The sequence below is a fragment of the Aromatoleum sp. genome (assembly GCF_032027225.1).
Lineage (GTDB): Bacteria > Pseudomonadota > Gammaproteobacteria > Burkholderiales > Rhodocyclaceae > Aromatoleum.
Genome location: NZ_JAVSMM010000001.1, coordinates 376,286 through 396,336, shown reverse-complemented (window position 1 = coordinate 396,336; position 20,051 = coordinate 376,286). Strand labels below are relative to the sequence as shown.

The window sequence follows — 20,051 nt, the reverse complement described above, 5'->3', positions numbered from 1 at the left end:
GGAGCGAGGAACGAGCCGGGAGAGGGAGGCACGAAGGACGAAGCGCGAAGAATCAGTCGCGAGTAGTCACCCGCCGCGAATCGAACCGCGAAGAATCCGTCGCGATGCAACGAAAAGAGCTCGATGCGGCAGTAAATGCGAGCTGCGGCCGAGCCGCGCGATCACCCGTCCCGGAGCATCCCGAACGTGTGCACCACTTCGCCCGAGAGTTCGCCGCGCTCGTTCCAGGTCCATTCGCGGAACCGCGCGCTCCCGTCGCGATGCACGGCGATCACCGTCGAGCAACGCGTGCCGTAGCCCGGCGCGCGGATGTAGGCGGGCGACAGCCAGCGCTCCCATTCCCGGCTCACACCGGTTTCCGGCAAGTGCAGATCCTCGGCCACGACGTCGTCTCGCAGCAGCGCGAGAAATGCCGCATTGTCGGGCAACTCGGCGAGGGCGGCGGCGAAGCGCGCCCGGGCGAGCCGGACTTTCAGCCAGGGCGTGTCGAGCAGGTGGTTCGACAAGCCGTACACGCCGGGTTCGAGCAGACGGACGGCGCCGGTCGTGCTCTCGTGGATCCCCAGCGACGTGCCGTCGCCGACGAGCAGATTGAACGGCGCGTAGGTCGCGCTGACCGCGGCGATTCCGCGCAAGGTCGACTCGGCGTCACCCGTGGCGACGAGGCAATCCCGCACGAGCGCGCCGCGCGACGGAACGCCGGCACGGTGAAACGTCGGGTCGCGGTAGTTCGTCAGTGCGGCGAAGCGCCCGTTGCGGGCGAGGCCCATCCAGGTGCCGCCGGCTTCGAGATCGCGGCCGGCGAGCAGATCCGGGAAATCGGTCCACCAATGCGCGGGCACCGCGGGGCGCGCGAGATATTCATCGCGGTTCGCGGCGACGACCAGCGGGTAGTCGGGGTGGGCGTGCCAGCCGACGACGATCAGGCACATTCGACGAAACGTTCGAGATGGCGAGTCGAGCCCGGTTCGATCAGCGCGGCGAGCTTGTGGGCCTCGATCTTGCTGTCCAGCGCGGCTTCGAAGACCGCCGGATCCGTGACGGATTCGTAGATTTCCATCCATGTCGCGTCGTCGCCGCAACGTTCCAGCAGGCGACCCGCGACGCCGGTCCGCGTCGCGAGACTCGCTTGCATCGCGCGCACCGTCGCCCGGGCAAGCGCCGCGTCGGCGCGCACGCGGTAATAGATGAAGTAATGGGTAGGGCCCGCTCCACTCTCGGTCATGGCTCAGGGCAGCGCGTACGGGAGATCGAGAAAGGACAGCCGCGGTCCCGCGGGGCTGCCGACACGCACGTCGCCGTCGGCCGAACTCATCTGCATCACCGCGAGCGCCTCGAAGCCGCCGTCCGGGGCCGGCACGACGTTCACGAGCTTCCCGGCCGATTGCTCGCCGAACTCGGCGGTGTAGAGATCCGCACCGGCCGCGGGAAGCGCGTCGCCGGTGAAGTGGACGCGGTACATGCGCTTCTTCAGCTTGCCGAGGTACTGCGTGCGCGCGACGATCTCCTGGCCCGGATAGCAGCCTTTCTGGAAATTCACGCCGCCGATGACTTCGTAATTGATCATCTGTGCGACGAATTCCTCCTGCGTCGCGGTGGTGATCAGCGGCACGCCGGCCCGGATCATCGCGAGCTCCCAGGTCGCGGTTCCGGCCTTCACGGCGCCGGCCGCGACAAGCGCGTCGAACACCCGCGGCGCTTCGGCGCCCGGAAGCGCGACGATCGCGTTGTTGTCGTCCACGCGAATGCAGCGCGCTTCACCGGCGACGGTCTGCGCCATGCGGGCCGCCGGCAGCGCGAGCCCGGCCGCGGTGAGAACCCGATCGGCGCCGGCGCCGCTCACACCGATCAGCACCGTATCGGCGTCCGCATCGGTGAGCTTGACCTTGCTGCGCAGCACGTACATCGAAAGCTTCTTCAGCAGCGCGGGCTGGATGTCGGCGGAGACCGCGAGCACGTGGGCGTCGGACTCGCGCCACAGCAGGATGCTCGCGAGCATCCTGCCCTTCGGGGAATTGAAGCTCGTCCACTGCGCGAGGTCCGGCGCGAGGTTCTTGACTTCGTTCGACAGCAGGTTGTGGAGGAAGCTCGCCGAGTCGTCGCCGCGGCTGCGGATCAGGCCCAGATGCACTAGCGGCACGACGACCGTGCCCGACGCGAGCGAGCGGGCTTCGGTGTCGGGAGCGGCGAAACGGATGTCGGCGCCGTCGAGCGAAGCGCCTTGTTCGGTCAGGTATTCGGTCCAGGTCGGGTTCATGTCGGTTTGGCCTGAGTCGGGGAAAGCGATGAAGTATTATAGGGCCCCTTTCCTGGCCGCCGGGGCCGAAACCGCCCCGGCAAACCGATTCGGCCCGAATTGTTCTGTCTCGAATGAAATCCCTGTTCCTGAAGTTGTTTTTCGTTCTTGCGCTCGTGATCGCCGGCGTGACCGCGGCCGTCTTCTGGTACGCGAACCGGCCGCTGCCGCTCGCGGAGCCGGCCGTCGATTTCACGGTCCAGCGGGGTTACACGATGCGCCAGGCAGCGACCGCGATCGCCCGCGCCGGCGTCGAGGTGGACCCGCGAGTGCTCTACTGGATCGCACGGCTCAGCGGCAAGGGCGATCGCATCCTCGCGGGGAGCTACGAAGTGCACGCGGGCGTGACGCCGTGGCAGCTGATCCTCAAGCTGTCGAGCGGCGACGTGTCGCAGGGCGAACTGCGCTTTGTCGAGGGGTGGAACTTCCGGCAGGTGCGGGCGGCGCTCGAGGCGAGCCCGGATCTCGCGCAGGACACGGTCGGCCTTTCGGACGCCGAGATCCTGCAGCGGATCGGTGCGACCGAATCCCATCCGGAGGGGCTCTTCTTTCCGGACACCTACCTCTTCGACAAGCAGTCGAGCTCGCTCGCGGTCCTTGCGCGTGCGTACCGTGCGATGCACGAGCGGCTCGCGCAGATCTGGGAAGCGCGCAATCCCGACTTGCCGCTCGCGTCGCCGTACGAAGCGCTGATCCTCGCGTCCATCGTCGAGAAGGAGACCGGCCGCCCCGAGGATCGCGAGCTGGTCGCGTCCGTGTTCGTCAATCGCCTGCGCATCGGCATGCGGCTGCAGACCGACCCGGCGGTGATCTACGGGCACGGCGAAGCGTTCGACGGCAACTTGCGCAAGCGCGACCTCGAAAGCGACCACGAGTACAACACCTACACGCGGCCCGGTTTGCCGCCGACGCCGATCGCGATGCCGGGGCTCGAATCGCTGAATGCAGCGGTCAAGCCGGCGACGACCGAATACCTCTACTTCGTGTCGCGCGGCGACGGTACGAGCGTGTTCTCGACGAACCTCAACGACCATAACCGGGCGGTCAACCAATATCAGCGGAGAGCAGGCAGTTGAGTCAGACGCAGGCGCGCGGGCGCTTCATCACCTTCGAAGGCATCGACGGCGCAGGCAAGAGCAGCCAGATCGCGGCGGTCGTCGACCTGCTGCGCACGCGTGGCTGTGACGTCGATCAGACGCGCGAACCCGGCGGAACCGCGCTCGGGGAGCGCCTGAGGGAACTCCTGCTGCACGAGCCGATGGATCTCGAAACCGAGGCGATGCTGATGTTCGCCGCACGCCGCGAACATCTCGCCGCGCGCATCCTGCCGGCGCTCGCGGCGGGGCGCTGGGTCGTGTCCGACCGCTTCACCGACGCGACCTATGCGTACCAGGTCGGCGGCCGCGGCCTCGATCCCGCGAAGTTCGCCGCGCTCGAAGCGTGGGTGCACCCGGGATTCCAGCCCGATCTGACCCTCGTCTTCGACCTGCCGCCGGCAGTCGCGGCGGCGCGGGTCGCGAATACCGGCGCGAGCCCGGATCGCTTCGAACGCGAACAGCTTGATTTCTTCGAGCGGGTGCGCGCCGCGTACCTCGAACGCGCGCGGATGGCGCCGCAGCGGATCCGTGTCGTTTCCGCGGATCTCCCGCCGGAAGCAGTCCGCGCCGAGGTCGCCGCCATCGTCGAGGAGCGCTGCTTCGGATGATTTACCCGTGGCTGCACGACACGTGGCAACGGCTTTGCGAACTCGGGCAGCGGCTGCCGCACGCGTTGCTCTTCGTCGGACCTGCCGGTCTCGGCAAGCGTGAACTCGCCGAAGCCCTTGCGGCACACCTGCTGTGCTCGACGCCCGGTTCGGACGGTCACGCCTGCGGCCGGTGCGCTGCGTGCCAGTTGCGCCTGTCCGGAAATCACCCGGATCTCTTCACGCTGGTGCCGGCCGCCGACGCCGATAGCGGCGACAGCGACGACGCCCGGGACGGCGGCGAGCGCGAGCCCGACTCCGGGAAGAAGAAGTCGTCGCAGATCGTCATCGAGCAGATTCGCGACCTGCAGCAATCGGTCGCGGTGACCGGCCATCAGAGCAGCCGGCGGGTGGTCGTCGTCGACCCGGCCGAGGCAATGAATCCGTTCACTGCGAACGCGCTGCTGAAGCTTCTCGAGGAACCGCCGGAAGGCTGCATCTTCGTGCTCGTCTCCTCAGCGCCGCGCCGCCTGCTGCCCACCATCCGGAGCCGGTGCCAGCAGTGGACCTTTACCCGACCCACGGCGGACGCCCTCGCGCAGTGGATGAATGCGCAGGACGGGGCCGATGACGACCTCCTCGCGCTGACCGGCGGCATGCCGCTCGCCGCGCAACGCCTTGCGGGGCGGGGAGCCTCGACGCTGCGCGCACGCTTCGTCCGCGATCTTGCACAGCTGCCTGCGGGCGACCCGCTGAAACTCGCCGGGCAGTGGGACGCGTGGCTCAAATCGAAGGAGGCGCTCGCGGCCGGCTTCGGCATCGTGCAGCTCGTCGACTGGATGCAACGCTGGGTCACCGACCTCGCGTCGCTGCGGCTCGGCGGGCGGATCCGCTTTTTCCCCGGAGAAGAGGGCACGCTGTCCGCGTTGGCGCCGCGCTCGACGGTCGCGTCGGTGCTCGGCTGCTACAATGAACTCGCCAGCATTCGCCGGGTCGCACAGCATCCGCTGAACGCCCGACTGATGCTCGAAGACATGCTCCTGCGCTATGCGCGCGCGGTGACCGGACCCCGACCATGAGTGAAGCCAAACCCAGCGTCGCGCGCCCGAGCGTGCTGTCGCTGAACATCAACTCGAAATCCGCGCTCTATGCCGCCTATATGCCGTTTCTTGCGAATGGCGGCATTTTCGTGCCGACGCCGCGGCCTCACCAGCTCGGCGACGAAGTGTTCATGCTGCTGCAATTGATGGACGACCCGACGAAGCATCCGGTCGCGGCCACCGTCGCGTGGATCACGCCGCATGGTGCGCAGGGCGGCAAGACGCAGGGAATCGGCGTCCATTTCAGCGCCGACGAATCGGGCAAGGCGCTGCGCGGCCGCATCGAGCAGATCCTCGCCGGCCACCTCGGCTCGAACCGCCCAACCCACACGCTCTGATTTCCGCCCACCGTTTTGTAGCCGTTGCCGATGTTCGTCGATTCCCACTGTCATCTCGATTTTCCCGAACTGGCGCAGCGCGAGGACGAGGTGCTCGCGACGATGGCCGCAAACCGCGTCGGCCATGCGCTGTGCGTCGCAGTGAAGCTCGAAGAGTTTCCGCGCGTGCTCGCGCTCGCGGAACGACACCCCAATCTGTTCGCGTCGGTCGGCGTGCATCCGGACGGCGACGACGTCGAGGAGCCCGATGTCGCAAGGCTCGTCGCGCTCGCCGACCACCCGAAGGTCGTCGCGATCGGCGAAACGGGGCTCGACTACTACTGGCAGAAAGGCGCACCCGAATGGCAGCGGGAACGCTTTCGCACGCACATTCGCGCCGCGCGCGCCTGCGGCAAGCCATTGATCATCCACACCCGTGCGGCGGCGGCGGACACCCTGCGCCTGATGCGCGAAGAGGACGCGACGGAGGCCGGCGGGGTGATGCATTGCTTCACCGAGACGCGCGAAGTGGCCGAGGCGGCGCTCGACCTCGGCTTTTATATCTCGTTCTCGGGCATCGTCACGTTCCGCAACGCGACCGACCTCAAGGCCGTCGCCCAATATGTTCCGCTCGACCGGCTGCTGATCGAGACCGACTCCCCGTATCTCGCGCCGGTGCCGCATCGCGGCAGGACCAACGAACCCGGTTGGGTGATTCACGTCGCCGAGGAGATCGCCCGGCTGCGCAGCGAGCCGCTCGAGCGCATCGAGGCGGCGACGACCGAAAATTTCTTCCGCCTGTTCCGCCACGCAAAGGAAAGCCGACCGTGATCCGATTGATTGCCGCCTTACTCGCCGCGCTGGCGTTCAGCAGCGCTGTGCTCGCAAACAGCTACGAAGACTCGTTGAGCGCGGCGCGTCGCGGGGACACTGCGCAACTTGTGCAACTGCTCAACCGCGGCGTCGATCCGAACACCGTCGACGACCAGGGCAACACGCTGCTGATGCTCGCCGCGCGCGAAGGCAGCGGAGAAACGGTCGCGGCGATCCTGAAGTTCCGTCCGAAGATCGCACAACGTAACGCCACGGGCGATTCCGCGCTGATGCTGGCTGCGCTGAAGGGGCACGCGGACATCGTCGATCAGCTCCTGGCTGCCGGCGCGCCGGTCAATAACGACGGCTGGACGCCGCTGATCTACGCGGCGTTCGAAGGCCATCTCGATATCGTCGAGCGCCTGCTCGCCCGCGGCGCGGAAGTCGATGCCTTGTCGCCGAACAAATCGAACGCGTTGATGGTCGCGGCGCGCAACGGCCACCTCGACGTCGTCCGCCGATTGCTGAAGACGGACGTGAATATCGAGCAGAAGAACGATGCCGGCTTCACCGCCGAAAGCTGGGCGATGACGAACTCGAATACCGACATTGCCGAGTTGATCCGCGCCGAGCGTGCGCGACGTGGCAGTAAGCCGAAGTCGCTGCGGATCGAGGTCGAATAGGGCTCAAGACTCGCCCGGCCAGCACCCGGACCGGTTCGCGCCGGGGCCGGGTCTGGTCCCGCGGACGAAGCATATCGTCATGAATCGGGGGGCGTGCCGCGACCCCTTCCGCATCTCCGTTTGCCACTGTTCTGCGCGTTTTTTGCGTCTTGCATGCCCCAAAGAAGTGCGTAAAGTGGTCCAAAGTGGTGCATGACCCATCGGCAGGCACCGAAAAATCATCGGAAAGGTGGGCGTCTGCATCGGTTGGCTCGAAATTGCACCGGGAGGGCTTGTTTGGCGCACAAAACCCGTGCGCTGAGAGCGCAATTCGAGGAAAATCCCGGGCGGCCCGTTTTTCGGGCTTCCGGTAATTTCCTGATGAAAGGCCATATCGATGCGCTACCAGTCCCTCGAAGAATTCCTGTCTCACGTCGAACAACGCAATCCCGGCCAGCCCGAGTTCATCCAGGCGGTCGCCGAGGTGATGGAAAGCCTGTGGCCTTTCATTTCCGAAAATCCGCGCTACGCGGAGCACGGGCTGCTCGATCGCCTCGTCGAGCCGGAGCGCCTGATCCAGTTTCGCGTGTCGTGGATCGATGATCGCGGCGACGTGCAGGTCAACCGCGGCTACCGCATCCAGCACAGTTCGGCGATCGGCCCGTTCAAGGGCGGCCTGCGCTTCCACCCGTCGGTGAATCTGTCGGTCCTGAAGTTCCTCGCGTTCGAGCAGACGTTCAAGAACGCACTGACGACGCTGCCGATGGGCGGCGGCAAGGGCGGTTCCGATTTCGACCCGAAGGGCCGCAGCCCCGGCGAAGTCATGCGCTTCTGCCAGGCGTTCATCACCGAACTGTTTCGCCACATCGGGTCGGACACCGACGTGCCGGCGGGCGACATCGGCGTCGGCGGCCGTGAAGTCGGCTACATGGCCGGGATGATGAAAAAGCTGTCGAACAAGGCGAGCTGTGTGTTCACCGGCAAGGGCCTGAGCTTCGGCGGCTCGCTGATCCGCCCCGAGGCAACCGGCTACGGCATGGTGTATTTCGCCGAAGAGATGCTGCGCCACACCGGCAAGACGATGGCCGGCATGCGGGTCTCGATTTCGGGTTCGGGCAACGTTGCGCAGTACGGCATCGAAAAGGCCATGGCGCTCGGCGCGAAGGTCATGACCGCGTCGGATTCGAGCGGCACGGTCATCGACGAAGCCGGATTCACGCCGGAGAAGCTCGCGGTGCTGATGGACGTGAAGAACGTCCATTACGGACGCGTCAGCGATTACGCCGAGCGGCTCGGTCTGCGCTTCGAAGCCGGCAAGCGCCCGTGGCACGTGCCGGTCGACATCGCCTTCCCGTGTGCGACGCAGAACGAGCTCGACGGCGACGACGCAGCGGTGCTCGTCCGCAACGGCGTGAAATGCGTCGCCGAAGGCGCGAACATGCCTTCCACCGCTGCGGCCGTGCGCGTGTTCGAGAAGAACGGCGTCCTGTACGCCCCGGGCAAGGCGAGCAATGCCGGCGGCGTCGCGACGTCGGGCCTCGAGATGAGCCAGAACGCGATGCGCCTGTCGTGGACGCGCGAGGAAGTCGATGCGCGCCTGCTGGAAATCATGCAGGGCATCCACCGCATGTGCCTCGAGTACGGCACGAAGGCCGATGGCAAGGTGAATTATTCCAACGGCGCGAACGTTGCAGGCTTCGTGAAGGTTGCGGAAGCGATGCTCGCGCAGGGCGTCATCTAAGCGCAGCGACCTCGCGACGAAGGGCGCGGCTTCTCGGCCCGCCCCTCGTTCGTCGGCCGTGTCGTTCAGCTGCCCGACGGATTCCGATATCCGGTCGGCCCCGCCACGGTCGCGATCCAGCCTTCGAGCGGATCGATTTCTCGCGGCAAGCCGAAATCCGGCGGTCCCGCCCTCAGGCACCACGCCGACTGGACCAGCGCAAGCGTCGCGTCGAGGAGGTCGCCGGACGCATCCTCGATCAGCGCGGCGCGCTGGCCACTTTCGAGCGACAGCGCGAGTCCGAGCGGATGCGCACCGCTCTCCAACGCAGCGACGATCGTTTCACGTGCGCCCTGTCGCGCGATCGTCTGCTTCGCCCGTTCGTCGGTCTTGTAAGGTGCCCGCGTGATCGCGCGGGCGAGAAGGCCCGGATAGGCTTCCAGCGCGACACGGGAAGGATCCGCGTCGTGCAATCCCGGCAGGCTCACCCCCGCACGCATCAGTCGCGGGGTCCCTTCGAGAAACATCAGTCCGACGGGCGGATTCACGAGCTTCAACGGGCTATGCGACCGCGCCGGCGCGTCCGCCGCGCGATGCGCGTAGCGCTTGCCGGTGGGACGCGTCGCACGGTAGGCATCGAGCTGTTCGCGGAACGCCTGCCGGCCGAGCGACGCGCAGTGCTCGACAAGCGAGCGCCAGGTCATCGGCCAGGCGAGATCGACGACCGCTTCGCGGGGCAAGCCGAACGGAAAGTCGAAGCCGCCGAGCCACGGTCCGGGCCGGTCGAGAAACGTTTCGAACGCGAGCCAGTCCGGCAAGACTTCGAGCGTGTTGAGCCGGATCGACTTTCCGTCGTCGCGCCCCGCGGCGACGGTGATCGGCTTGCGCACCCGCGGCGCGGACGTGAAGTCGACGCCGTACAGGGTGACGGGCCTCATCGGGCCGCCAGCCGGGATGCGGCGAGCACCGTGTTGGTATGGATCGTCACCGTGTCGTCGATCTGACGCGCGTAGCCGCCCGCCATGGCGACCGCGACCGGTATCTGTCGCACCGCGCATTCGGCGAGTACCAGCGCGTCGCGCGCGCCGAGTCCGTCGATCGACAGCGCGAGCCGACCGAGACGGTCGTCATGGTACGGGTCGGCCCCGGCGAGATAGATCACGAGCTCGGGCGAGATGTGCTCGAACACGGCATCGAGTCCGCGCCGCAGTGCGTCGAGATAGCTTTCATCGGCCGTCGCGTCGGGGAGTTCGATGTCGAGATCCGACTGCGCCTTGCGGAACGGGAAATTCTTTGCGCCGTGGATGCTGAACGTGAAGACGTCGGGCTCGCCGGCGAGGATCGCTGCGGTGCCATCTCCCTGATGGACGTCGCAGTCGATGATCGCGACGCGCCGCACCCGGGCTTCCGCGCGCATCGTCAGGGCGGCGACCGCTGCATCGTTGAAGACGCAAAACCCGGAGCCGAAGTCGCGGTGCGCATGGTGTGTGCCACCCGCGAGGTTCGCCGCGCAGCCTTCGATCAATGCGGCCCGGCACGCAGCGAGGGTTGCGCCGGCCGACCGCCGCGAGCGTTCGACCATCTGCGCCGACCACGGAAAGCCGATGCGCCGCTGTTCGGCCGCGTCGAGCGTGCCGGCGACGACTCGCCGGAGATAGGCGTCGTCGTGAGCGTGCAGGATTTCATCGTCGCTCGCCGCGTCGGGGACCACGAAGTCGCCGGGGCCGAAGCGGCCGGACGCCGCGAGCCGTTCGCGCAGCCGCGAGTATTTTTCCATCGGAAAGCGGTGGCCTTGCGGCAAGGGCAGCACGAAGTGGTCGGCGTAGAAGAGCTTCACGCGGACTCCGGATGAGGCCCGCGCGGGGCGGGGTGACGTGGGAGGAGCGGGCGGCAAGTCTAGCCGAATCGAAGCGCAAGAGCCGCGGCAGCGCGCCGGAGCGGAGCTGCCCCGTCCTCGACGGCGAATCGCGTTCGACGGCCGCTGCCAGGATCAGTACACTCGATGTATCCCAGCAGAAGCCCATACTAAAACCCAATCGATAAGGGTCCAGCCATGAGCGTCATCGAATCCTTCCGGCCACAGCTTGCCAAACTCACCGAGATCCGCCGCGACCTTCACGCGCATCCCGAACTCGCGTTCGCCGAACATCGCACCGCCGACCTGATCGCGACCCATCTCGAATCGCTCGGCATCGAGGTGCATCGCGGCGTCGGCAAGACCGGGGTCGTCGGCGTTGTCCGGGCCGGGCGCGGGTTGCGCGCGATCGGCCTGCGCTCGGACATCGATGCGCTGCCGATCCAGGAGCGCAATGATTTTGCGCATCGCTCGGTCCATCCGGGCTGCATGCACGCCTGCGGTCATGACGGGCACACCACGATGCTGCTCGGCGCGGCCGAAGCCTTGGCGGCGCAGCGGGACTTCGACGGCACGGTCTATCTGATCTTCCAGCCCGCCGAAGAAGGCGAGGGCGGCGGACTGGCGATGATCGACGACGGGCTGTTCGAGCGTTTTCCGATGGAGTCGGTGTTCGGCATGCACAACTGGCCGGGTCTCGCGCCGGGGCACTTCGTCGTCCATCCCGGGCCGGTCATGGCGAGCGCCGACCGTTTCGACATCACGATCACCGGGCACGGCGCGCACGCGGCGATGCCGCATCTGGGGGCCGACCCGGTCACCGCCGGCGCGGCCCTCGTCCAGGCGATCCAGACCATCGTCAGTCGGACGATCGATCCGACCGACTCGGCGGTCGTTTCCGTGACGCAGTTCCATGCCGGCGAGGCGTACAACGCGATCCCCGACCGCGCGGCGCTGTGCGGCACCGTGCGTGCGTTCAGCGAGACGGTGCAGGATCAGATCGAGGCGGCACTGCGGCGCGTCGCCGGCGGCATTGCGGCGGCGTTCGGCGTCGAGATTGCGGTCGAGTACCGTCGCGGCTATCCGCCGACGGTGAACACGCCTGCGGAAGCCGCGTTGTCCGCCGAGGTCGCCGGCGCGCTCGTCGGCGCCGACCGGGTCACGACGAACGCGCGGCCGAGCATGGGCGCCGAGGATTTCGCGTATTTCCTGCAGCGCAAGCCCGGCAGCTACGTGTGGATCGGCAACGGAGCGGGCGAGGGCGGATGCACCTTGCACAATCCGACCTACGATTTCAACGACGAAATCATCACGACCGGAGTCGCGTACTGGGTCGAGCTGGTGCGCCGGATTCTGGCTCCGGCGCGCTGATGCCCGGTTGCGCACGTCCTCGGGATTACATGAAAGCGCTCCGACTTGCCTTTCGAATGATGTTGCGCGACCTGCGCGCGGGCGAACTCCACCTGCTCGGGCTCGCGATCGTGATCGCGATCGCGAGCCTGACGAGCGTCGGGTTTCTCGCCGACCGCGTCGGGCGCGGACTCGACCGCGAGGCCAACCAGCTCCTTGGCGGCGACCTCCTGCTTCGCGGCGATCAACCCTGGGATGCCCGGTTTGTCGATGAGGCGCGGCGCCGTGGGCTGCAGGTCGTCGAAACCGTGCTGTTCACGAGCATGGTCAGCACCGAAGACGGCGCGCAGCTCGCCGGGGTCAAGGCCGTGCAGCCGGGATATCCGTTGCGCGGAAGCGTGCGGATCGCGCCGGGTCCCAATCAGGCGGATACGACCGCGGGCCGGGTGCCCGAGCGAGGCGAAGTGTGGCTCGACGAGCGGCTCCTCGCGCAATTGGGTGTCGGGGTCGGCGCCACGGTGGGGCTCGGGGAGCTCGAATTCCGCGTCGGCGCGATGGTCAGCTTCGAATCGGATCGCGGTGCGAACTTCTTCAGCCTGTTGCCGCGCGCGATCTTCAATGCTGCCGACCTGCCCGCAACCGGGCTGCTGTCCGTCGGCAGCCGCGCGACGTGGAGACTGCACCTCGCGGGCGAACCCACGGCCATCGACGGCTACGAACGCTGGTCCCGGGACCAGCTCGGCCGCGGCCAGTCGATCGAGACCATCGAGAGCGCGCGGCCCGAAGTGCGCGCGTCGCTCGACCAGGCACAACGCTTCCTGCGGCTCGCGGCGCTCCTCGCGGTGATCCTCGCCGCCGTCGCCGTCGGGCTGTCCGCGCGCCGTTTCATGCAGCGACATCTCGACGCCTGCGCGGTGATGCGCTGCCTCGGTGCGGCGCAAGCCCAGGTGCTGACGATCATCGTCGGCGAATTCGTGCTGTTCGGCCTGATCGCCGCCGCCCTCGGCAGCGCAATCGGCTGGGCGGTGCAGTTCGGCCTCGCGGTCGTCCTCGTCGAGGTTGTTGCGGCGGAGCTCCCGACGCCATCGCTACTGCCGCTCGCGCACGGGATTGCCGTCGGCATGGTCCTGCTCGTCGGTTTCGTGCTGCCGCAATTGTTGCGGCTCGGCAAGGTGTCTACGGTACGCGTGTTGCGCAGGGAGGTCGGCGGGGTCGAGTCGGTGAGCGGCGCGGCGTGGGCCGCGGGTGCTGCGGCGTTGCTTGCGATCATTTTCTGGATCGCCGGCGACCTCAAGCTCGGATTGATGATTGCGGGTGGCTTCGCGGCGGCGCTCGCGGTATTCGCGCTCGGGGCGTGGTGGATCCTGCGCGCGGCGGCGAGCACGAAAGGGCGCGGAGCACTGCGCGGAGGCGGATGGCGCTACGGTCTCGCGTCGCTCGCGAGGCGCATGAAGGGCAGCGTGATCCAGGCGACAGCCCTCGGCCTCGGCATCGCCGCGCTGCTGCTGCTGACGCTGATCCGCGGGGATCTGCTCGACAATTGGCGCGGCATGACTCCTGCCGACGCGCCGAACCGCTTCATCATCAACATCCAGCCGGACCAGAATGGGCCGCTTGCGGCGTTCTTCACGGAACACGGCCTCGGGGCCCCCGACATCCTGCCGATGATTCGCGGACGCCTGGTCGCGATCAACGACAAGGCGGTGGAACCGGACGACTACGTCGATGCGCGCACGAAGCGGCTTGCGGAACGCGAGTTCAACCTGAGTTACGGCAGCCGGTTGCCGGACGGCAACCGTGTGACCGAAGGCAAATGGCACGGCGACGGGCCGAGCGCGGAGTTCTCGGTCGAAAAGGGGCTCGCCGAGACCTTCGCGCTGAAAATCGGCGACCGCGTGCGCTTCAACGTGGCCGGACGGCTCGTCGAAGCACCGATCACGAGCGTGCGCGAGCTCGAATGGGATTCGATGCGCGTGAACTTCTTCTTCATCGCGGCGCCGGGAATGCTCGACGACGACCCGGCGAGCCTGATCACGAGCTTTCGACTTCCGCCGGAGAATCACGCGTTCACCGCCGAGCTCGTGAATCGCTTCCCGAACCTGTCGGTCATCGACGTTGCGGCCGTGATCGAGCAAGTGCGCTCGATGACCGACAAACTGATCCTGATTGTCCAGTTCGTGTTCGGCTTCGCGGTGCTCGCCGGTTTCGTCGTGCTCTACGCCGCGCTGCAATCCACACACGACGAGCGGGAATATGAGCTGGCGATGCTGCGCACGCTCGGCGCCCGCAATCGGCAGGTTCGCCAGGCGTTGCTGGCCGAGTTCGTCGTCCTTGGCGGTGTCGCCGGCGCGTTGGCGGGCGTCGGCGCGAGTGCAATCGGCTGGGGTCTCGCACATTACGTCTTCAAGATCGCGTACGTGCCGGCGGTGTGGCCATTGCTGTTCGCGACGCTCGCGGGCGCCGCCGGCGTCGTTGCCGGCGGCTGGCTCGGAACGCGAAAACTGCTCGCACGCCCGCCGCTCGCAAGCCTGCGGGCGCTCGGATGAGGCGAGTCGCTCGCGCCGCTTCGATTCCTGCGGCAGCGCCCGCCACCCTTGCCTGCTCGTTCGCGGAGTCCTTCACGCATGCCTGAATACGTTTTGCCCGGCCTGGTCGGCGGCTTGATCCTGATCGTCGTCTGGCTCGCGCTGCGGATCCGCCGGCTCGAACAGGACCTGCCCGAAATTCTCGTCGGCGAAGTCGGCGACGCGCTCGCCGTCCAGCACCGCGCGATGCTCGGCGACCTGCACGACGGTCTCGCGCGCCAGGCGGATCGCTTGTCGGAGCACGCGCGCGCGGATCGTGAGCTGCTGCAGCGCGGACTCGCGAGCGCTTCCGGCCAACTCGCGACGAGCATCGAGGCGATGACTCGAAGCATGGACCGCCGGCTCGAGACCCTGTCGGGCCACGTCAACGAACGGCTCGACGAGGGTTTCCGCAAGACCAACGAGACCTTCGCGAACGTGATGGCACGGCTCGCAACGATCGACGAGGCGCAGAAGAAAATCGACGGCCTGACCACGAACGTCGTGAGCCTGCAGCAATTGCTCGGCGACAAGCGCGCGCGTGGCGCCTTCGGCGAGATCCAGCTCGAGGCGCTGGTGCGCAACATGCTGCCGTCCGAAGCCTATGAATTCCAATACACGCTGCCGAACAACGCGCGCGTCGACTGCATGCTGCGCCTGCCCGAGCCGACCGGGCTCGTCGGTGTCGATTCGAAGTTCCCCCTCGAGAACTACCACCGGATGTGCGGCGACGATATCGCGGAGGTCGACCGCAAGCTGGCGCAGGCTGCGTTCCGCACGGATCTGAAGCGCCACGTCGACGCGATCGCGTCGAAATACATCATTCCCGACGTCACCTCAGACGGCGCGGTGATGTTCGTGCCGGCCGAAGCGGTGTTCGCCGAGATTCACGCGTTTCATCCCGAGGTCGTCGCCTACGCGCAGAGCCGGCGCGTGTGGATCGTTTCGCCGACGACGCTGATGGCGGTGCTGAACACTGCGCGGGCAGTGCTGAAGGATGTCGAAACGCGCAAGCAGATCCATGTCATCAAGGATGCGCTCGGCAAGCTCGCGAAGGATTTCGCCCGCTTCGACGAGCGGATGAACGCGCTCGCCCGGCACATCGAGCAGGCGAACAAGGATGTGCAGGACGTGCATGTCAGCTCGCGCAAGATCAGCGCGCACTTCCAGAAGATCGAAGCCGCGCAGCTCGATGAACTTGACGGACCGCTGGACGAGGATCCCGAGATCCCGCGCGGGCGCTTGGGTGTCGCGCGTTGACGAAGCGGTGGCCCTGCGGCCAGCCGGTGTCTTGCCTCAACCGCCGATATACGACATTTCGATCTTTCGCAGGCCCGCCGTGTTCGCAGTGCGGATCTCCGAATAGCGGTCCTCCCGACCCTTCCACACCGCGGCGATCACACGGTCGAGTTCGACGTCGGAAGCGCCGGCTCGCAGCAGGCTGCGCAGGTCGTGGCCGCCTTGCGCGAACAGACAGGTGTAGAGCTTGCCTTCGGTGGACAGGCGGATCCGCGAGCAGGTCGAGCAGAAGGCCTGCGTGACCGACGAGATAACGCCGATCTCGCCGGAGCCGTCGCGATAGCGCCAGCGCTCGGCCACTTCGCCGGTGTAGTTCGGATCGATCTGCTCGAGCGGGAAGATCGCGCCGACGCGCTCTATGATCTCGCGTGAAGGCACGACCGAATCCATCTTCCAGCCATTCGAGCTGCCGACATCCATGAATTCGATGAAGCGGAGGATGTGCCCGCTGCCGCGGAAATGACGCGCCATGTCGACGACGCCCTGATCATTCACGCCCCGCTTGACCACCATATTGACCTTGATCGGCCCGAGCCCGGCGGCCTTTGCGGCGTCGATGCCCTCGAGGACCGACGCGACCGGGAAGTCGGCGTCGTTCATCAGGCGGAAAGTGGCGTCGTCGATCGCATCGAGGCTGACCGTGACGCGGTTCAACCCGGCCTCCTTCAGCGTGCGGGCCATCTTCGGCAACAATACGCCGTTGGTCGTAAGTGTCAGTTCGACGCCCGGGATCTGCGCGAGCTGTTCGATCAGGTTCTCGACGTGCTTGCGCAGCAGCGGCTCGCCACCGGTGATGCGGATTTTGCGCACGCCCCGTTCGGCGAAGCGGCGCGCGACGCGCACGATCTCCTCGAACGAGAGCAATTCCTTGCGGGGAAGGAAAGCGTAGTCGCTGCCGAACACGGAGCGCGGCATGCAATAGACGCAGCGGAAGTTGCAGCGATCCGTAACGGATATGCGCAGATCATGCACGGCTCGGCCGAGCCTGTCTCGTAGCTCGCCTGCCGTCTGCGTGTCATCCAGGACGCTTTCGGGCATGGGATTCGAGAAGCTGGACTGGATCGGGATGATCTTCATGGGCGGCTTCGCAGAATGGGGCAGGAGAATTGTCCTGCTCGAGGATCGCGCTTTCCTTGCTCTGGCGCAAGGCACGCGGAAAAGAGTTGATCCCTAATCCCGTGTCCGCAAGCGTCGGGGGGACCTTCAGGCCGGGGCAGATGCGAATTCAAGGTGTTCGTGCGCATTGTGTCACGGCTCGCGGGTTCTGCGGATGGCGACGGGCGGAGTAGTTGGATATAAGACGAAAGTAATAGTTATGAAAGGGCGGGAAAAGCGCCCGATGGAGTTGTCCCGATGACGGGAAGAGTGACCGAAACACCTACCGAAAAGCTGTACGAGCGTTTTCCTCACCTGCGCAAGATCGATTTGTTGTGGGGCAGTCCCGAGTGCCGGAAGTTCATCTTCCTGCTGATGACCGATACCCGTGGAGGAACGCGACAGGGCTTTCCCAAGGAGTATGCGGGGACGATCATGTCGCTCCTGATGGAGCACGACCGCCGGTTCCCGCAGTTCGAGCACGAAATCGGCCACCACGACCACCGCTGGGGGCACGACGTGGGTCAGCGCCGCGGCTTCCGCTAGCAGGCTTGCGGCGCCCGCGATTACAGGGCGATTATGACGGGGGCTCTCGCGAGGGAGCCCTCGTTTTCTTTTCGGCAGGAGAATAACAACATGGCCGATCTGTCTTCCCTTCCGGCCGAGCGTCTGCGGACCGGTTGCGAACCGGACGATTTTGCATTCGACACGACGGCGGATCTGCTCGATCTGCCCGGCGGTCTCGGGCAGGCGCGTGCCGAGGAGGCGCTGCGCTTCGGCCTCGCGATGCGCCAGCCCGGTTACCACGTGTTCGTTCTCGGCGAACCCGGCACCGGCCGCCACGCCGGTGTCTTCCGTCTGATTCGCGAGCTCGCCGCACAGGGCGAAATTCCGCCCGATCTGTGCTATCTGCACAACTTCGACGAGCCGCTGCGGCCGCGGCTGCTGAGTTTGCCGGCAGGGCGCGGCGCTGCACTGCGTGCCGACATGCAGGCGTTCATCCGGGATCTCGGCCCGGCGATCGAGTCGGCGCTCGAAAGTGAAACCCACAGCGCGCGGATCGACGCGTTGCAGGAGGGACACAAGGCCCGTGAAGAGGATGCGCTGCGGGAATTGGGACAGGCGTGCGCGGACGAGGGCATTTCCCTGTTACGAACCCCCGAGGGCTTCGTGTTCGCACCGAAACAGGGCGACGGCACGATGTCGCCGGAGGATTTCGAGGCGTTGCCGCCGGTCGAGCGCGAGCAGATCGAGGCCCGGGTCGGCGAGTGGAGCGACCGCCTCACCGAGCTGCTGGAGCGCTTCCCCGGTTGGCGGACCGAACTGCATGAAGCGGTCAAGCGCGCCGAGCGGGACGCGCTCGCGCCGGCGGTGTCGCACCTGATGCGCGGCCTGCACGCACGTTACGCGGATCTCGCTCCCGTCCTCGCGTTCTTCGACGCGATAACGCGGGAACTGCTCGAAAGCGGTGGGGAGTGGGGCGCGCCGGCTGAGGACGAGGAGGAGGCGGACGAGGGGCCCAGGAAGCGTTTTCACCGGTACCAGGTCAAGGTGTTGGTCGATCATTCGACTACGCGCGGCGCACCGGTCGTCGGCGAAGACAACCCGACTTTCGGCAATCTGATCGGCCGTATCGAGCACATCGCGCAGATGGGCACGCTCGTGACGCACTTCAACCTGATCCGCGCCGGCGCGCTGCACCGGGCGAGCGGCGGCTATCTCGTCGTCGATGTGGAGCGCCTGCTGACGCAGCCTTTCGCGTGGGAGGGACTCAAGCGTGCATTGCGCGCACGCGAGATCCGGATCGAGCCGCCCGCCGAGGCGCAGGGCTGGACGAACATCGCGACCCTGGAGCCGGAGCCGGTGCCGTGCGACTTGAAGGTGGTGCTGATCGGGGATCGCGAGATTTTCTACCTGCTCACGGACAACGACCCGGACTTCCCGGAGTTGTTCAAGGTCGCGGCCGATTTCGACGACGATCTGCCGCGCACCGGCGAAAACGTCGGCTACTACGTCCGCCTGCTCGCGACGCTCGCGCGCGGTGCGGGCCTGCTGCCGTTCGATCGTAGCGGCGTCGCCCGCCTCGTCGAGCATGGCGCGCGTCTTGCGGAGGACGCCGGGCGCCTCTCGCTGCGCACGCGCCTGCTCGCTGATCTGATGCGCGAGGCTGATTACCACGCGCGCCAGGAGGATGCGTCGGTGATCGTATGCGACCACGTCGACCGGGCGATCGCTGCCCGCGTGCGTCGTTACGCGCGCTATTCGGAGAAAGTCCTGGAGTCGATGGTCGACGGCACGACGCTGATTTCCAGCGCGGGCGAGCGTTGCGGTCAGATCAACGGGCTGGTGGTCGTCGATATCGCCGGCGAGCAGTTCGGGCATCCGGTGCGTATTACTGCCACGGTGCGCTTGGGCGAGGGTGACGTCGTCGACATCGAGCGCGAGATCGAACTGGGCGGTGCGATCCATTCGAAAGGCGTCCTGATCCTTTCCGCCTTTCTCGCCTCGCGCTATGCGCGACACACGCCGCTGTCGCTTTCCGCGAGCCTCGTGTTCGAGCAGTCGTATGCACCGGTCGAGGGCGACTCGGCTTCGCTCGCGGAGATTTGCGCGCTGCTATCGGCCCTCGCACAGGTGCCGATCCGGCAGTCGTTCGCGGTGACCGGTTCGGTGAACCAGTTCGGTGAGGCCCAGGTCGTCGGCGGCGTGAATGAAAAGATCGAGGGTTTCTTCGACCTTTGCGCGGTGCGCGGTCTTACCGGCTCGCAAGGCGTCGTGATTCCCGCGGCAAGCGTCCGGCACCTGATGCTGCGCCCCGACGTCGTCGAGGCCGCACGCTGCGGGCGTTTCCACATCCACGCCGTTGAAACCGTCGATGACGCGATGACCGTCCTGACCGGCCTGCCGGCAGGCAAGCCCGATGCGAAGGGCGTGATACCGAAAGACACGATCAATCAGCGCGTCGCCGCCGCGCTCGCGACGATGACGGCTGCACAGCACGCGTTCAACGACGGGCACGACAGCCGCCGACATCGCCACCGGCCGGATCATTGATCGACTGCGGTTTCCGTTCGGCTACGCGCTCGGCCGCCGAGCGCGTTCCGTGGGTGCGGCGTGAACGCGAAAAAGGCCAGAAACGACACGGTTTTTGCCGTGGCGAATGACTGGCCTTGAAGTGCGTGAATCGAATCTGAATTCACGCTGAGGTGCGATTTGGCTCCCCGACCTGGGCTCGAACCAGGGACACACGGATTAACAGTCCGTTGCTCTACCGACTGAGCTATCGGGGATCGGTA

18 protein-coding genes and 1 tRNA gene are annotated in these 20,051 nt (G+C 66.7%); 12 read left to right on the top strand and 7 right to left on the bottom strand.

The features are described from left to right. Window positions 1-161 precede the first annotated feature (161 nt). Genes ROZ37_RS01935 through ROZ37_RS01925 form a run of 3 tightly spaced genes read right to left on the bottom strand, consistent with a single transcriptional unit; the run spans window position 162 to window position 2,257 of the window. A complete protein-coding gene (locus ROZ37_RS01935; protein ID WP_312657049.1) occupies window positions 162-932 on the bottom strand; it encodes an NRDE family protein in 771 nt (256 codons plus the stop codon). Then, on the bottom strand, window positions 923-1,225 hold the full coding sequence (locus tag ROZ37_RS01930; protein ID WP_312657048.1) for a DUF4936 family protein: 303 nt from the start codon (window positions 1,223-1,225) through the stop codon (window positions 923-925). The genes ROZ37_RS01935 and ROZ37_RS01930 overlap by 10 nt, the downstream gene beginning before the upstream one ends. Window positions 1,226-1,228: 3 nt before the next feature. Continuing rightward, complete coding sequence (locus tag ROZ37_RS01925) at window positions 1,229-2,257, bottom strand: folate-binding protein (RefSeq protein ID WP_312657047.1); 1,029 nt, start codon at window positions 2,255-2,257, stop codon at window positions 1,229-1,231. Window positions 2,258-2,370: 113 nt separating this feature from the next. On the opposite strand from ROZ37_RS01925, the gene mltG reads away from it, so the two are divergent. The 7 genes from mltG to gdhA all read left to right on the top strand — a co-directional run bounded on the left by mltG (window position 2,371) and on the right by gdhA (window position 8,613). Beyond that, the gene (gene mltG, locus ROZ37_RS01920) at window positions 2,371-3,372 is read left to right on the top strand and encodes an endolytic transglycosylase MltG (RefSeq protein WP_312657046.1); all 1,002 of its coding nucleotides are present in this window, start codon (window positions 2,371-2,373) and stop codon (window positions 3,370-3,372) included. Continuing rightward, entirely contained in the window at window positions 3,369-4,001 is a 633-nt protein-coding gene (gene tmk / locus ROZ37_RS01915) for a dTMP kinase (protein WP_312657044.1), read from the top strand. The genes mltG and tmk overlap by 4 nt, the downstream gene beginning before the upstream one ends. Next, window positions 3,998-5,059, top strand: a complete 1,062-nt coding sequence (gene holB / locus ROZ37_RS01910) for a DNA polymerase III subunit delta' (RefSeq protein ID WP_312657042.1) — start codon at window positions 3,998-4,000, stop codon at window positions 5,057-5,059. The genes tmk and holB overlap by 4 nt, the downstream gene beginning before the upstream one ends. Beyond that, the gene (locus ROZ37_RS01905) at window positions 5,056-5,418 is read left to right on the top strand and encodes a PilZ domain-containing protein (RefSeq protein WP_312657039.1); all 363 of its coding nucleotides are present in this window, start codon (window positions 5,056-5,058) and stop codon (window positions 5,416-5,418) included. Before holB ends, ROZ37_RS01905 begins: the two co-directional genes overlap by 4 nt. A 30-nt stretch (window positions 5,419-5,448) precedes the next feature. Continuing rightward, entirely contained in the window at window positions 5,449-6,228 is a 780-nt protein-coding gene (locus ROZ37_RS01900; protein ID WP_312657037.1) for a TatD family hydrolase, read from the top strand. Further along, window positions 6,225-6,893, top strand: coding sequence for an ankyrin repeat domain-containing protein (locus ROZ37_RS01895; RefSeq protein ID WP_312657035.1), 669 nt, complete (start codon window positions 6,225-6,227; stop codon window positions 6,891-6,893). The genes ROZ37_RS01900 and ROZ37_RS01895 overlap by 4 nt, the downstream gene beginning before the upstream one ends. A gap of 376 nt (window positions 6,894-7,269) precedes the next feature. Then, on the top strand, window positions 7,270-8,613 hold the full coding sequence (gdhA, locus tag ROZ37_RS01890; protein WP_312657033.1) for an NADP-specific glutamate dehydrogenase: 1,344 nt from the start codon (window positions 7,270-7,272) through the stop codon (window positions 8,611-8,613). Window positions 8,614-8,678: 65 nt separating this feature from the next. On the opposite strand, the gene ROZ37_RS01885 is transcribed toward gdhA, so the two are convergent. Both ROZ37_RS01885 and ROZ37_RS01880 read right to left on the bottom strand, forming a co-directional pair. Continuing rightward, window positions 8,679-9,530, bottom strand: a complete 852-nt coding sequence (locus ROZ37_RS01885) for a DUF429 domain-containing protein (protein WP_312657031.1) — start codon at window positions 9,528-9,530, stop codon at window positions 8,679-8,681. After that, window positions 9,527-10,429, bottom strand: a complete 903-nt coding sequence (locus ROZ37_RS01880; RefSeq protein ID WP_312657029.1) for a histone deacetylase — start codon at window positions 10,427-10,429, stop codon at window positions 9,527-9,529. Before ROZ37_RS01880 ends, ROZ37_RS01885 begins: the two co-directional genes overlap by 4 nt. 216 nt (window positions 10,430-10,645) lie before the next feature. Between ROZ37_RS01880 and ROZ37_RS01875 the strand changes: the two genes are divergently transcribed. From ROZ37_RS01875 to ROZ37_RS01865, 3 genes are all read left to right on the top strand, one after another. Continuing rightward, entirely contained in the window at window positions 10,646-11,818 is a 1,173-nt protein-coding gene (locus ROZ37_RS01875; RefSeq protein WP_312657027.1) for a M20 aminoacylase family protein, read from the top strand. A gap of 29 nt (window positions 11,819-11,847) precedes the next feature. Then, complete coding sequence (locus ROZ37_RS01870; protein WP_312657025.1) at window positions 11,848-14,343, top strand: FtsX-like permease family protein; 2,496 nt, start codon at window positions 11,848-11,850, stop codon at window positions 14,341-14,343. A 78-nt stretch (window positions 14,344-14,421) separates the two neighbouring features. Beyond that, entirely contained in the window at window positions 14,422-15,621 is a 1,200-nt protein-coding gene (locus ROZ37_RS01865) for a DNA recombination protein RmuC (RefSeq protein WP_312657024.1), read from the top strand. 36 nt (window positions 15,622-15,657) lie between these two features. Here ROZ37_RS01865 and moaA read toward each other — a convergent pair whose 3' ends face one another. Next, window positions 15,658-16,737 carry a GTP 3',8-cyclase MoaA gene (gene moaA / locus ROZ37_RS01860; protein ID WP_312657022.1) on the bottom strand — a complete coding sequence of 360 codons (1,080 nt, stop codon included), beginning with the start codon at window positions 16,735-16,737 and terminating at the stop codon, window positions 15,658-15,660. A gap of 276 nt (window positions 16,738-17,013) precedes the next feature. Here moaA and ROZ37_RS01855 point away from each other — a divergent pair, with 276 nt between their 5' ends. Both ROZ37_RS01855 and ROZ37_RS01850 read left to right on the top strand, forming a co-directional pair. Beyond that, window positions 17,014-17,301: a hypothetical protein gene (locus tag ROZ37_RS01855; protein ID WP_312657021.1), complete on the top strand. Its 288-nt coding sequence runs from the start codon at window positions 17,014-17,016 to the stop codon at window positions 17,299-17,301. Window positions 17,302-17,391: 90 nt separating this feature from the next. Then, entirely contained in the window at window positions 17,392-19,809 is a 2,418-nt protein-coding gene (locus ROZ37_RS01850) for an AAA family ATPase (RefSeq protein WP_312657019.1), read from the top strand. 160 nt (window positions 19,810-19,969) lie between these two features. Here the strand turns inward: ROZ37_RS01850 and ROZ37_RS01845 are convergent. Further along, a tRNA-Asn gene (locus ROZ37_RS01845) sits at window positions 19,970-20,045 on the bottom strand. Window positions 20,046-20,051: the final 6 nt, after the last annotated feature.

What these genes read in the sequence shown, in the direction of transcription:
- ROZ37_RS01885 (WP_312657031.1), bottom strand. Translation starts at nt 9,530, where the DNA reads ATGAGGCCCGTCACCCTGTACGGCGTCGACTTCACGTCCGCGCCGCGG.
- mltG (WP_312657046.1), top strand. Translation starts at nt 2,371, where the DNA reads ATGAAATCCCTGTTCCTGAAGTTGTTTTTCGTTCTTGCGCTCGTGATC.
- ROZ37_RS01865 (WP_312657024.1), top strand. Translation starts at nt 14,422, where the DNA reads ATGCCTGAATACGTTTTGCCCGGCCTGGTCGGCGGCTTGATCCTGATC.
- ROZ37_RS01870 (WP_312657025.1), top strand. Translation starts at nt 11,848, where the DNA reads ATGAAAGCGCTCCGACTTGCCTTTCGAATGATGTTGCGCGACCTGCGC.
- ROZ37_RS01925 (WP_312657047.1), bottom strand. Translation starts at nt 2,257, where the DNA reads ATGAACCCGACCTGGACCGAATACCTGACCGAACAAGGCGCTTCGCTC.
- ROZ37_RS01855 (WP_312657021.1), top strand. Translation starts at nt 17,014, where the DNA reads ATGACGGGAAGAGTGACCGAAACACCTACCGAAAAGCTGTACGAGCGT.
- gdhA (WP_312657033.1), top strand. Translation starts at nt 7,270, where the DNA reads ATGCGCTACCAGTCCCTCGAAGAATTCCTGTCTCACGTCGAACAACGC.
- moaA (WP_312657022.1), bottom strand. Translation starts at nt 16,737, where the DNA reads ATGAAGATCATCCCGATCCAGTCCAGCTTCTCGAATCCCATGCCCGAA.
- holB (WP_312657042.1), top strand. Translation starts at nt 3,998, where the DNA reads ATGATTTACCCGTGGCTGCACGACACGTGGCAACGGCTTTGCGAACTC.
- ROZ37_RS01930 (WP_312657048.1), bottom strand. Translation starts at nt 1,225, where the DNA reads ATGACCGAGAGTGGAGCGGGCCCTACCCATTACTTCATCTATTACCGC.
- ROZ37_RS01850 (WP_312657019.1), top strand. Translation starts at nt 17,392, where the DNA reads ATGGCCGATCTGTCTTCCCTTCCGGCCGAGCGTCTGCGGACCGGTTGC.
- ROZ37_RS01900 (WP_312657037.1), top strand. Translation starts at nt 5,449, where the DNA reads ATGTTCGTCGATTCCCACTGTCATCTCGATTTTCCCGAACTGGCGCAG.
- ROZ37_RS01875 (WP_312657027.1), top strand. Translation starts at nt 10,646, where the DNA reads ATGAGCGTCATCGAATCCTTCCGGCCACAGCTTGCCAAACTCACCGAG.
- ROZ37_RS01935 (WP_312657049.1), bottom strand. Translation starts at nt 932, where the DNA reads ATGTGCCTGATCGTCGTCGGCTGGCACGCCCACCCCGACTACCCGCTG.
- ROZ37_RS01905 (WP_312657039.1), top strand. Translation starts at nt 5,056, where the DNA reads ATGAGTGAAGCCAAACCCAGCGTCGCGCGCCCGAGCGTGCTGTCGCTG.